This is a genomic window from Streptomyces sp. NPDC097981 (assembly GCF_040302565.1).
GTDB lineage: Bacteria > Actinomycetota > Actinomycetes > Streptomycetales > Streptomycetaceae > Streptomyces.
The window spans coordinates 52,071-64,135 of sequence record NZ_JBEORW010000016.1 but is presented as its reverse complement, the minus strand read 5'-3'; the positions used below and the strand labels follow the sequence as shown (position 1 = coordinate 64,135).

9 protein-coding genes are annotated in these 12,065 nt (G+C 71.2%); 8 read left to right on the top strand and 1 reads right to left on the bottom strand.

Annotation, left to right across the window (positions count from 1 at the left end):
* The first annotated feature begins 21 nt into the window (after window positions 1–21).
* The 5 genes from ABTY04_RS17715 (at window position 22) to ABTY04_RS17695 (ending at window position 6,925) form a co-directional block, all read left to right on the top strand.
* Entirely contained in the window at window positions 22–768 is a 747-nt protein-coding gene (locus tag ABTY04_RS17715) for an NUDIX hydrolase (protein ID WP_352214252.1), read from the top strand.
* A 116-nt stretch (window positions 769–884) separates the two neighbouring features.
* Window positions 885–2,702, top strand: a complete 1,818-nt coding sequence (locus ABTY04_RS17710) for an ATP-binding cassette domain-containing protein (protein ID WP_352214251.1) — start codon at window positions 885–887, stop codon at window positions 2,700–2,702.
* A 205-nt stretch (window positions 2,703–2,907) separates the two neighbouring features.
* A complete protein-coding gene (locus tag ABTY04_RS17705) occupies window positions 2,908–3,795 on the top strand; it encodes a FadR/GntR family transcriptional regulator (protein WP_352214250.1) in 888 nt (295 codons plus the stop codon).
* 473 nt (window positions 3,796–4,268) lie between these two features.
* The gene (locus ABTY04_RS17700) at window positions 4,269–5,843 is read left to right on the top strand and encodes an RNA polymerase sigma factor (protein WP_352214249.1); all 1,575 of its coding nucleotides are present in this window, start codon (window positions 4,269–4,271) and stop codon (window positions 5,841–5,843) included.
* A gap of 101 nt (window positions 5,844–5,944) precedes the next feature.
* Window positions 5,945–6,925: a S1 family peptidase gene (locus ABTY04_RS17695; RefSeq protein ID WP_352214248.1), complete on the top strand. Its 981-nt coding sequence runs from the start codon at window positions 5,945–5,947 to the stop codon at window positions 6,923–6,925.
* A 108-nt stretch (window positions 6,926–7,033) separates the two neighbouring features.
* On the opposite strand, the gene ABTY04_RS17690 is transcribed toward ABTY04_RS17695, so the two are convergent.
* Entirely contained in the window at window positions 7,034–7,267 is a 234-nt protein-coding gene (locus ABTY04_RS17690) for a DUF7455 domain-containing protein (RefSeq protein WP_030154305.1), read from the bottom strand.
* A gap of 445 nt (window positions 7,268–7,712) precedes the next feature.
* Here ABTY04_RS17690 and ABTY04_RS17685 point away from each other — a divergent pair, with 445 nt between their 5' ends.
* From ABTY04_RS17685 to ABTY04_RS17675, 3 genes are all read left to right on the top strand, one after another.
* A complete protein-coding gene (locus ABTY04_RS17685; RefSeq protein ID WP_352214247.1) occupies window positions 7,713–9,833 on the top strand; it encodes a DNA gyrase/topoisomerase IV subunit B in 2,121 nt (706 codons plus the stop codon).
* A gap of 139 nt (window positions 9,834–9,972) precedes the next feature.
* Window positions 9,973–10,464 (top strand): DUF485 domain-containing protein, encoded by a 492-nt coding sequence (locus ABTY04_RS17680; RefSeq protein WP_352214246.1) that lies wholly within the window; start codon window positions 9,973–9,975, stop codon window positions 10,462–10,464.
* Window positions 10,461–12,053, top strand: coding sequence for a monocarboxylic acid transporter (locus ABTY04_RS17675; protein ID WP_352214245.1), 1,593 nt, complete (start codon window positions 10,461–10,463; stop codon window positions 12,051–12,053). Before ABTY04_RS17680 ends, ABTY04_RS17675 begins: the two co-directional genes overlap by 4 nt.
* Window positions 12,054–12,065 lie beyond the last annotated feature (12 nt).

Here is a 12,065-nt window from a genome sequence, read left to right as displayed (position 1 = left end):
GCAGACGACTATGATCGCGGCATGTCGCCCTACGACCCGTCGGCCTATCCGCCCTTCGCTGTCACTGTCGACCTGGTCGTGCTCACCGTGCGGCGTCACGCGCTCTGTGCGCTGGTCGTCCGGCGGGGTGAGCAGCCGTTCCAGGGGCGCTGGGCCCTGCCCGGCGGCTTCGTGCGCGGAGACGAGGACTTGGCCGCGGCCGCCGCGCGCGAGCTCTCCGAGGAAACCGGCCTGTGCGCCCATGACCCGGCCGAGCCGGGCGCGGACAACGGGGCGCATCTCGAACAGCTGGCCACGTACGGGGATCCGAAGCGGGATCCGCGCATGCGTGTCGTCAGCGTGGCGCATCTGGTGCTTGCTCCGGACCTCCCCGCACCCCGGGCGGGCGGAGACGCCAACAGCGCGCGCTGGGCTCCCGTCGACGAGCTCCTGGCCGTCGAGGACCAGGCGGCCTCGGGGCTCGCCTTCGACCACGCCCGGATCCTCGCCGACGGTGTGGAGCGGGCCCGATCCAAGATCGAATACTCCTCGCTGGCCACCGCCTTCTGCCCGCCCGCGTTCACCGTCGGCGAGCTGCGCCGGGTCTACGAGGCGGTGTGGGGCGTATCCCTCGACCCCCGCAACTTCCACCGCAAGGTCACCGGGACCCCCGGGTTCCTGGTGCCGGCCGGGGGGACGACGACCCGTCAGGGCGGCCGGCCCGCCCAGCTGTTCCGGGCCGGCGGGGCGACCCTGCTCAACCCGCCGATGCTGCGCCCGGAAGTCTGAGGCGTCGACACGGGCGCGAGCGCGCCCCGATTGCCCTGAAAATCGGATATATCGCGTTATCTTGTTTGCGGTACTCACATTGCCGCAGAGCGGTCTCACCCCCCGCGAGAGAAGCGATGCTCCAGGCCATCGGACTCACCAGCACACCCCGTCGAGACCTCCCGCCCCTGGTGGACGACCTCACGTTCGAGGCCCGCCCGGGGACCGTGACCGCCCTCCTCGGCGAACCGGGATCGGGCAAGACCGCCGCGCTGCGGCTCATGCTCGAACTCGAACCGGGCCGCGGCGTCACCTACTTCCGCGGCCGCCCGCTGCACCGGATCCCGTATCCGGGCCGTGAGGTCGGAGTGCTGCTCGGCGACGTCCCCGGCAACCCGTCACGGACCGTCCGGGGCCAGCTGCGGATGCTGTGCGCCGCCGCCGGGGTCCCGGCCTCCCGGGCCGAAGCCATGCTGGAGACCGTCGGCATCGCGGGCCTGCGCGACCAGCGGCTCGGCTCGCTCTCGCTCGGCATGGAGCGCCGGCTGGGGCTGGCCGCGGCGCTGCTCGCGGACCCGTGCACGCTGCTCCTCGACGATCCCGGCGCCGGACTCCCGCCCCGCGAACGCGGCTGGCTCCACGGGCTGCTGCGCAGCCACGCCTCCCTCGGAGGCGCGGTGCTCTTCGCCACCGGCGACGCGAAGGAGGCCGCCCGCACCGCGGACCGGGTCGTCAGCATCGAGGCGGGCCGGCTCGTCGCCGACCAGGACGCGGCCGAGTTCGCCCGCACCCGGTTGCGGCCGCGCGTCGCCGTCCGCAGCCCGCACGCCGCCCGGCTGGCCGACGTGCTCGGCCGCGAGGCCCGCGACGCCCGGCGCGCGGTGGAGATCGTCGAGGAGAGCGGCAGCCGCCTGTCGGTGTACGGCAGCAGCTGCGCGGAGATCGGCGAAGCGGCGTTCCGGCACGGTGTGCTGGTCCACCAGCTCGCCGACGAGACCGGGGACGCCGGCGCGCCCCGGCCGCCCGAGCCGCCGGTGCCGCAGGCGCGCACCGACCCGGGACCGGGTCCGGTGCGGACGGACGTCCCGGCGGGCGCCCCGGCCGAAGCCGGCTCCCCGGCCTCCTCCGGCGGCAGCCGGGCAGCAGCGTGCAGCGGGCGGCCCGCCTCGCCGGTGCGCCGGGTGGGCGGCCCGCTGCGCCCGATGCGGTACGAGCTGTGCCGGGTCTTCGGTACCGCCACGCCCGTTCTCACCGCGGCCGTCGTCTCCGTCGTCTCCGCCGTCACCGCCCTGGTCCTGGCCCGGGTCGGCGACACCCCGCAGAACCGGCTGCTCGCCGCCTGGCCGGAGCTGCTGCCGTTGCCCCCCGCGGCCCTCGGCGCGGGACTGCTCGGCGCCCTGGCCTTCGGCGAGGAGTACCGCTATCCCGCGCTCGCCGCCGACCGCGGCACCGTGCCGCGCCGGATGAGCCTGCTCGCCGCCAAACTCGCCGTCTGCGCAGGCCTCGCCCTCGTCTTCGGTACGCTCGCGGTCGCCTCCGACGCCGCCGCCCTGGAACTCGTCTTCGGCCGCGGCCCGCTGCGCACCCCCGCGGAATGGGTTTCCCCGGCCGTGAGTTGGGCCGGGCTCCTCGTCGGCTGCGCCTGGGCCGGTGTACTGGCCTCCGGCGTCTTCCGGTCGGCGGTCGCGGGCCTGGCCGCCGTGCTCGCCGTACCGGTCATGGTCGTTCCGCTCGTGCGCAAGGTGCTGGACGGGCCGTCCGCGTACCCGGCGAGCGGGCTCGCCGCCAGGCTGCGCGGGCTGGCCTGGGCGCAATGGCCCCCGGAGGCGGACCGCCTGGTCCTGGGCGTTCTGAGGGTGATGACCCAACCCGTCGGCACCGCGTTGGTGTTGTCGCTGATGGTCCTGTTGTGCGCCTATGGGTTCACAGGACTGCGCAGCCGCGTCCGTTGGTAACGGACCGTTCGTGATCGTTCCGACGCCGGGAATGGTCTCAACAGGACCGGTCCGGTCCACATCACGCGAACCGGATCACAACTCCCCGTAAAGAGCCTGGTTCTTTACGATAAGTCGTCAATTGCGCAGGTGGCACCGATCACCCTTTCGTGTGCTTTTCACCAAAGACCTCAAGGGTGATCGAGGCGCGGCCGACAAAGGATTCGTGAGTACCCTTGCGCACACCATGATGACCGCCGCCCGCCATGCCGACTCCGGCCTCGCCGGCCCGGGCGAACTCGACCGCTACCCCTACGCGGAGGCCCCCGGCACCGACCGCGTCGGAGCGCCCCACTGGGACGGCGCCGACGTCGAGTTGAGCCGGGTCGGCCGCCGCGCGGCAGGCAGCCGCGGCCGCGGACTGCACGGCCAACTCGTCCAGCAGCTCGGCCAGATGATCGTCTCCGGCGACCTCGGCGCGGACCGCCCCCTGGTCCCGGAGGAGATCGGCCAGCGCTTCGAAGTCTCCCGCACGGTGGTCCGCGAATCGCTCCGCGTGCTGGAGGCCAAGGGCCTCGTCAGCGCCCGCCCCAACGTGGGAACCCGCGTCCGACCGGTCGCCGACTGGAACCTGCTCGACCCGGACATCATCGAGTGGCGCGCATTCGGCCCCCAGCGCGACGACCAACGCCGCGAGCTCAACGAGCTCCGCTGGACCATCGAGCCGCTCGCCGCCCGCCTCGCCGCCGGCCACGGCCGCCCGGACATCCAGCAGCGCCTCGCCGACATGGTCGAGATCATGGGCCACGCCCTCGGCCAGGGCGACGCGATCACCTTCGCGCGCGCCGACAACGAGTTCCACGGGCTCCTCATCCAGGTCGCCGGCAACCGCATGCTGGAGCACCTCTCCGGCATCGTCTCCGCCGCGCTCCAGGTCTCCGGCAGCCCCGTCACTGCCTGCGACCGTCCCAGCGAGGCGTGCGTCGCGCACCACGCGCGGATCGTCGAGGCCCTCGCCGCCGGTGACGCGACGGGCGCCGAGAGCGCCATGCGCCAGCTCCTGACGGTGCACCCGGAGGTCGAGCGCGTGGTACCCGCCCCGCGCGAGCACTGACGGGCGGACGGACGGCGGCGCGGGGTGCTCGCACGCGTCGCCGGGCCCGGAGGTACCCCGCTGGGGGTGCCTCCGCGCGGCGGGCCGGGGAGAAGGCCCGGCGGCACCGGTGCCCGGGGCCCTCCGCACACGTCGGCCGATGTCGGTCCCCACGGCCCCGCACCACCGTGCACGACCTCACTCGACGGCATCCGGCCGCGTCCGCCACGTGTGTACGACCGTATGACGGGCACCGGGGCAATCGGGGGTGTGACTCGGGCCACGAAGAATTGGGCGTAACACTCCGCGAGGTCAAGCGATGACCTAGAGAGGTGATGGCCGACGGAGGGAAGACAGCAGCCCTTGGGGGTGCTGTGCAGCTCCCCGGCCCCTGCCCGCGCCCCCGGCCCATCCCCAGTCGGTGGTCGTCGGCTCCGGTCCAGCACGACCCGGCCGGGGTCGGAAGCCGTTCCCATCGTTCCGAGAGGTTGTTCGTGTCGGCCAGCACATCCCGTACGCTCCCGCCGGAGATCGCCGATTCCGAGTCTGTGATGGCGCTCATCGAGCGGGGCAAGGCCGAGGGGCAGATCGCCGGCGATGACGTGCGTCGGGCCTTCGAGGCTGACCAGATTCCTGCGACCCAGTGGAAGAATGTTCTGCGCAGCCTCAACCAGATCCTCGAGGAAGAGGGTGTGACGCTGATGGTCAGTGCCGCGGAGTCGCCCAAGCGCACCACCCGCAAGAGCGTCGCAGCGAAGACCCCGGCCAAGCGGACGGCCACGAAGACCGTCGCGGACAAGACGACGGCTGCGCGGACCGTCGCCGCCGCGGCACCCGCGGCCGAGACGGTGGACCCGGAGCCCGTGGACGCTCCCGCGGAGGAGCCCGGAACCGAGCCCGCCGCGAAGAAGACGACGGCGAAGAAGACGGCGGCCAAGAAGGCCGCACCCGCCAAGAAGACCACGGCGAAGAAGACGGCGGCCAAGAAGACCGCCTCCAAGAAGGACGCCGACGAGGCCGGCGAGGCGGAGCCCCTCGAAGAGGGCCCCGGCACGGTCAAGGCGGAAGCCGAGGAGGAAGAGGACGGCGGCGAGAGCAAGGGCTTCGTCATCTCCGATGACGAGGACGACGCCCCGGCCCAGCAGGTCGCCGTGGCCGGCGCCACCGCCGACCCGGTCAAGGACTACCTCAAGCAGATCGGCAAGGTCCCCCTCCTCAACGCCGAGCAGGAGGTCGAGCTCGCCAAGCGGATCGAGGCGGGCCTGTTCGCCGAGGACAAGCTGGCCAACTCCGACAAGCTGGCGCCCAAGCTCAAGCGCGAGCTGGAGATCATCGCCGAGGACGGCCGCCGAGCCAAGAACCACCTGCTGGAGGCCAACCTCCGCCTCGTGGTCTCCCTGGCCAAGCGCTACACCGGCCGCGGCATGCTCTTCCTGGACCTGATCCAGGAGGGCAACCTGGGCCTGATCCGCGCGGTCGAGAAGTTCGACTACACCAAGGGCTACAAGTTCTCCACGTACGCGACCTGGTGGATCCGGCAGGCGATCACCCGCGCCATGGCCGACCAGGCCCGCACCATCCGCATCCCCGTCCACATGGTCGAGGTCATCAACAAGCTCGCCCGCGTGCAGCGCCAGATGCTCCAGGACCTGGGCCGCGAGCCCACCCCGGAGGAGCTGGCCAAGGAACTCGACATGACCCCCGAGAAGGTCATCGAGGTCCAGAAGTACGGCCGTGAGCCGATCTCCCTGCACACGCCGCTCGGCGAGGACGGCGACAGCGAGTTCGGTGACCTCATCGAGGACTCCGAGGCGGTCGTCCCGGCCGACGCCGTGAGCTTCACGCTTCTCCAGGAACAGCTGCACTCGGTGCTCGACACGCTCAGCGAGCGCGAGGCCGGCGTGGTCTCGATGCGCTTCGGTCTCACCGACGGCCAGCCGAAGACCCTGGACGAGATCGGCAAGGTCTACGGCGTCACGCGCGAGCGGATCCGTCAGATCGAGTCCAAGACGATGTCGAAGCTGCGCCACCCGTCCCGCTCCCAGGTCCTGCGCGACTACCTGGACTGACCGGGCCGGGGGCCGTACGGAGGTGGCCGTGCGCGGGTGCGCACGGCCACTTGGCGTCCCACTCTGGGTGGAGTCATGCACACTCAGAGTCAGGAGGCCTCATGCGTCGTCCCTTTTCCCGTGCTCTGGCGGGCGCGCTGACCCTGGTGGCGGGAGCGGCCGCGGCGCCGCTGGCCCAGGTGCCGCAGGCAGCCGCGGACAGTGTGGTGATCGGCGGGAACCCGGTGAAGGCGGCCGACAGTCCGTGGGTGGTGGCCCTCGCCAGCCGTGACCGGTTCGGGGGTACGCGGGGCGGTCAGTTCTGCGGGGGCGTCATCGTGGGTCCGACCAAGGTCCTGACCGCGGCCCACTGCCTGGGCCGCCAGGTGCTGGGCGGCCCGCTGGAGTCCGTCCCCGACCTCCGTGTGGTCGCCGGGCGTACGCAGCTGCGCGGCACCGACGGCAGGGAGATCCCGGTGCGCTCGGCCCGGGTCAATCCGGCGTACGACACACGGACCAATGCCGGGGACCTGGCCGTGCTGGAGCTCGCCGAGGCCGTGCCCGCGCACTACGTGCTCCCCATGGCCGAAGAGGGGCATTCCGGCTACGCGGCGGGCGGCGAAGCGGCCGTGTACGGCTGGGGCGACACGAGCGGATTCGGCGACTACGCGTACGCGCTGCGTGCCGCGCGGGTGACGGTGCTGGCGGACGAGGTCTGCCTGCATGCCTACCCGGGGGACGCGGACGGACAGTACCGGCCCGAGGCCATGGTGTGCGCGGGTCACCGCGACGGCGGCCGGGACGCGTGTCAGGGGGACAGCGGCGGGCCGCTGGTAGCCCAGGGCCGGCTCATCGGACTGGTGTCCTGGGGGCGCGGCTGCGGTCGCCCCGACAGTCCGGGGGTGTACACGAAGATCGCACCGCTCACCGGCTTCGTGACGGCCCCGGAGACGGCCCCACGGCGAAGCGTCGGCCAGGACATCGCGTGGGGTGCCGAAAGGGGCTCCGCACCGGCTGCACGGCCTGTACGGGGGCATGTGGCGGGAGAGCCGCAGGGTGCCCAGGGAGCGCCGGGGGGCCGGCGTCGGCGCGGGAGCCGCTAGCCGGACCGGCCGGACGTGAGGACGGGCGGCACCCCTGGGTCTCAGAGGTGCCGCCCGTCGACCGGCCTGGCCGGTCCTGGCTCGTCGGATGCGAGGTATAGGCCTGTGTCAGCGGTCCTCGGTGTCGGCATTGGCCGTCGGAGCGGACGTAAGCCGCTCGGTCTCATCCTGTATATCCGCGGCGATCTTCTTGAGTTCCGGCTCGAACTTACGCCCGTGGTGGGCGCAGAACAGCAGTTCACCGCCGCTCAGCAGGACGACGCGCAGATATGCCTGGGCGCCGCAACGGTCGCATCGGTCAGCGGCCGTCAGCGGGGTCGCGGGTGTCAGAACAGTAGTCACGTCGCCTCTTCTCTAGCTCGACGAGCTGTCGTACCAGGGTCAACATCCAACCAGGCCGAAAACGTTCCCGCTCGCGGCTTTTCCTCGAAACTTCCTTCCGAAGCTGGCCGGCTGTTGCCGGTTGGCGGCGAAGGAGCCGTATTGCGTTGCTTTACGGTTTCGCGTTGTCAGTCGTTCGCTTGTCGCAGTTCCGTCCTCCCCGGCGTGAGTGCCGGTTGTTCATGAGGACGTGCCCGAACCCTAAATGGTTCATGCCTGGAAGGGAACGTGATGTTTGCTTCACTCCCCCGGGGGATCGAACATCCGTGCGGTCCTGCACTAGGCTGATGAAGGGGCGAGGGTGGTGTTGCATCGGCTCTACCAGGCCTCGGTACCCTTCGACGGGCAACCGAGCCACCCTGCGCCCGACGGGCCAGAAAAAGAAATTCAGCGAGGAGCGAACTGCGTGACCGCCGACACGTCCGTGCCTTCCAGCGCGCTGCTGTCCGGAGCAGACCGGGACGGCTCCAACTACACCGCGCGGCACCTGCTCGTCCTCGAAGGTCTTGAGGCCGTCCGCAAGCGCCCCGGCATGTATATCGGGTCCACCGACTCCCGAGGCCTCATGCACTGCCTCTGGGAGATCATCGACAACGCCGTCGACGAGGCGCTGGGCGGCTACTGCGACCACATCGAGGTGATCCTCCACGAGGACGCCTCGGTCGAGGTCCGCGACAACGGCCGCGGCATCCCCGTCGACGTGGAGCCCAAGACAGGGCTGTCCGGCGTCGAGGTCGTCATGACCAAGCTGCACGCCGGCGGCAAGTTCGGCGGCGGCTCGTACGCGGCCTCCGGCGGCCTGCACGGTGTCGGCGCCTCCGTGGTCAACGCCCTCTCCGCCCGGCTGGACGTCGAGGTCGACCGCAACAGCTCCACCCACGCGATCAGCTTCCGGCGCGGCGTCCCGGGCATGTTCACCGAGCAGGGCGCCGACGGCCCCTTCGACCCCGCCAACGGCCTGCGCAAGGTCAAGCGGGTCGCCAAGGGCAAGACCGGCACCCGGATCCGCTACTGGGCCGACCGGCAGATCTTCCTCAAGGACGCCCGGCTCTCTCTGGACACGCTCTACCAGCGCGCCCGCCAGACCGCCTTCCTCGTCCCCGGCCTGACCATCGTCGTCCGCGACGAGCGCGCCATCGACGGAGCCGGCAAGACCGAGGAGACCTTCCGCTTCGACGGGGGCATCAGCGAGTTCTGCGACTACCTCGCGCAGGACAAGGCCGTCTGCGACGTGCTGCGCCTGAGCGGCCAGGGCACCTTCAAGGAGACCGTCCCCGTCCTCGACGAGCGCGGCCACATGACCCCCACCGAGGTCACCCGCGAGCTCGGCGTGGACATCGCCCTGCGCTGGGGCACCGGGTACGAGACCCAGGTCAAGTCCTTCGTCAACATCATCGCCACGCCCAAGGGCGGCACCCACATCACCGGCTTCGAGCGCTCGGTCGCCAAGACCGTGAACGAGGTGCTGCGCTCGGCGAAGCTGCTGCGCGTCGCCGAGGACGACGTGGTCAAGGACGACGCGATGGAGGGCCTGACGGCGGTCGTCACCGTCCGGCTGGCCGAGCCGCAGTTCGAGGGCCAGACCAAGGAGGTGCTCGGCACCTCGGCGGCCGCCCGCATCGTCGCGGCCGTGGTCGCCAAGGAGCTCAAGGCCTTCCTGACCAGCACGAAGCGCGACGACAAGCAGCAGGCCCGCGCCGTGATGGAGAAGATCGTCGCGGCCGCCCGGACCCGGATCGCCGCCCGGCAGCACAAGGAGGCGCAGCGCCGCAAGACGGCGCTGGAGACCTCCTCGCTGCCCGCGAAGCTGGCCGACTGCCGCAGCGACGACGTGGAGCGCAGCGAGCTCTTCATCGTCGAGGGCGACTCCGCCCTCGGCACCGCCAAGCTCGCGCGGAACTCGGAATTCCAGGCACTTCTGCCGATCCGCGGCAAGATCCTGAACGTCCAGAAGTCGTCGGTCTCGGACATGCTCAAGAACACCGAGTGCGGCGCGATCATCCAGGTCATAGGAGCCGGCTCGGGCCGGACCTTCGACATCGACGCCGCGCGGTACGGGAAGATCGTCCTGCTCGTCGACGCCGACGTGGACGGCGCCCACATCCGCTGCCTGCTGCTGACGCTCTTCCAGCGGTACATGCGGCCGATGGTCGAGGCGGGCCGGGTTTTCGCCGCGGTGCCGCCGCTGCACCGGATCGAACTCGTCCAGCCCAAGAAGGGCCAGGACAAGTACGTCTACACGTATTCGGACAACGAACTGCGCCAGACGCTGCTCGAATTCCAGCGCAAGAACATCCGGTACAAGGATTCGATCCAGCGCTACAAGGGTCTCGGCGAGATGGACGCGGACCAGCTGGCGGAGACGACCATGGACCCCCGTCACCGCACCCTGCGCCGGATCAACATCGGCGACCTGGACTCGGCCGAGCAGGTCTTCGACCTGCTGATGGGCAACGAGGTGGCGCCGCGCAAGGAGTTCATCACGAGCTCGGCGGCGACCCTGGACCGCTCGCGCATCGACGCCTGACGGGGCGCACCGGCACACCGGTGCTCTTCGCTTCATCACCTGTTGGAGTGAAGAGCACCGGGACACCAGTCCGGAAAACGTCCATACCGCACATCCTTGTGGGCACGCGGCCAATGCGGCAGTGGACAAGGAGAGTTCGGTGGACAAGCACGAAGGTCCCGACGCCGGAACGATCCGGCTCGACGACCCCTGGTACGACGCGCTCGCCGTCGGCTGGGGGGAGGGCGAGGGTGAGGATCCCGCGCCCCCGCGTCCGGCGGCCGGCGGCCGGGCCGCGCCCGGGGCATCCGACATCTACCTCGAAGTGCAGCGCAGCGCCGCTTTCCAGGAGGTCCGCAGCCGCTACCGCGGGTTCGTCGTCCCCGCGACCGCAGGCTTCTTCCTCTGGTACCTCGGGTACGTCGTCGCGGCCACCATGGCGCCCGGCATCATGGCCCGGCCCGTCGTCGGGGCGGTCAACGTGGCGCTGCTGGCGGGCCTCGGCCAGTTCCTCAGCACGTTCCTGCTGACCTGGGCGTACGCCCGGCACGCGCGGCTGCGCCGGGACCGGGCCGCGCTGGACCTGCGCTGGACGGTCTTCGAGCAGGAGCGCAGCCAGGAGAGGAACCGGAACCGGGGGGCCGGCCGGTGACCACCGAGCACCAGACCCTCGCGCTGATGCTGTTCAGCCTGTTCATCGCGGTCACGCTGGGGATCACCACCTGGGTCAGCCGCAACCGGCGCGGATCGGCGGAAGAGTTCTACGCCGGCGGGCGGCTTTTCTCACCACTGGAGAACGGTTTCGCCATCGCCGGCGACTACATGTCCGCCGCCTCCTTCCTCGGCATCTCCGGCCTGATCGCCCTCTTCGGCTACGACGGCATGCTGTACTCGGTGGGGTTCCTCGTCGCCTGGCTCGTCGTGCTCTTCCTCGTCGCGGAACTGGTCCGCAACTGCGGGCGCTTCACCCTCGCGGACGTGGTCGTGGCCCGGATGAGCGAGCGGCCCGTCCGGATCGCCGCCGGCATCTCGTCCGTCACCGTCTCGGTGCTGTACCTCGTCGCCCAGATGGTCGGCGCGGGCAGCCTGGTGGGCCTGCTGCTCGGCGATTCGGACACCACCGCCCGGACGCTTACCGTGATCGGGGTCGGGGCGCTGATGGTGGTCTACGTGTCCTTCGGCGGAATGCGGGCCACCACCTGGATCCAGATCGTGAAGGCCGTGCTGCTCATGGGCGGGGCCGTCACCCTCACCGTGCTCGTACTGCTGCGCTTCCACGGGGACTTCGACCAGCTGCTCACGAGCGCCGCCGACCGCAGTGGGCACGGGCGGCGGTTCCTGAGCCCGGGGCTCAAGTACGGCGGCGACTGGACCTCCCGCTTCGACTTCATGAGCCTCGGTCTCGCGCTGGTCCTCGGGACGGCCGGGCTGCCGCACATCCTGTCGCGCTTCTACACGGTGCCGACCGCGCGGGCGGCCCGCCGGTCGGTGGTGTGGGCGATCGCGCTGATCGGCGGCTTCTACCTGATGACCATCGTGCTCGGCTTCGGGGCGGCCGCGCTGCTGGGTCCGGACGAGGTGCGGGCCTCCAACGCCTCGGGGAACACTGCGGTTCCGCTGCTCGCGGCCTTCCTGGGCGGCGGGGCCGACTCGACCGGGGGAGCGGTGCTGTTCGCCTTCGTGGCGGCGATCGCCTTCGCCACGATCCTGGCCGTGGTCGCCGGGATCACGCTCGCGTCCTCGGCCTCGGTCGCGCACGACCTGTACGCGTCGCTCAGGCGCCGCCACGCACGCCAGCGCAGCGAGGTCGCGGTGGCCAGGGCGGCGGCCGTCGGGATCGGGGCGGTGGCGATCGCCCTGGGACTCCTCGCCCAGGACCTGAACGTGGCGTTCCTGGTGGGGCTGGCCTTCGCGGTGGCGGCCTCGGCCAATCTGCCGGTGCTGCTGTACTCGCTGTTCTGGAGCGGTTTCACCACGCGGGGCGCGGTCTGGTCGGTGTACGGGGGCCTGATTCCGGCGGTGGTGCTGGTCGTCGTGTCGCCGGTGGTCTCCGGGAGCCCGGACTCCCTCTTCCCGGGCGTGAGCTTCCAGTTCTTCCCGCTTCAGAACCCGGGCCTGGTCTCGATCCCGCTGGGTTTCCTGGCGGGCTGGATGGGCACGGTGACCTCGGCGGAGGAGCCGGACGCGGCGCGGCACGCGGAGACGGAGGTCCGCTCCCTGACCGGCGCCGGGGCCGTCTGAGCGCCGTCCCGT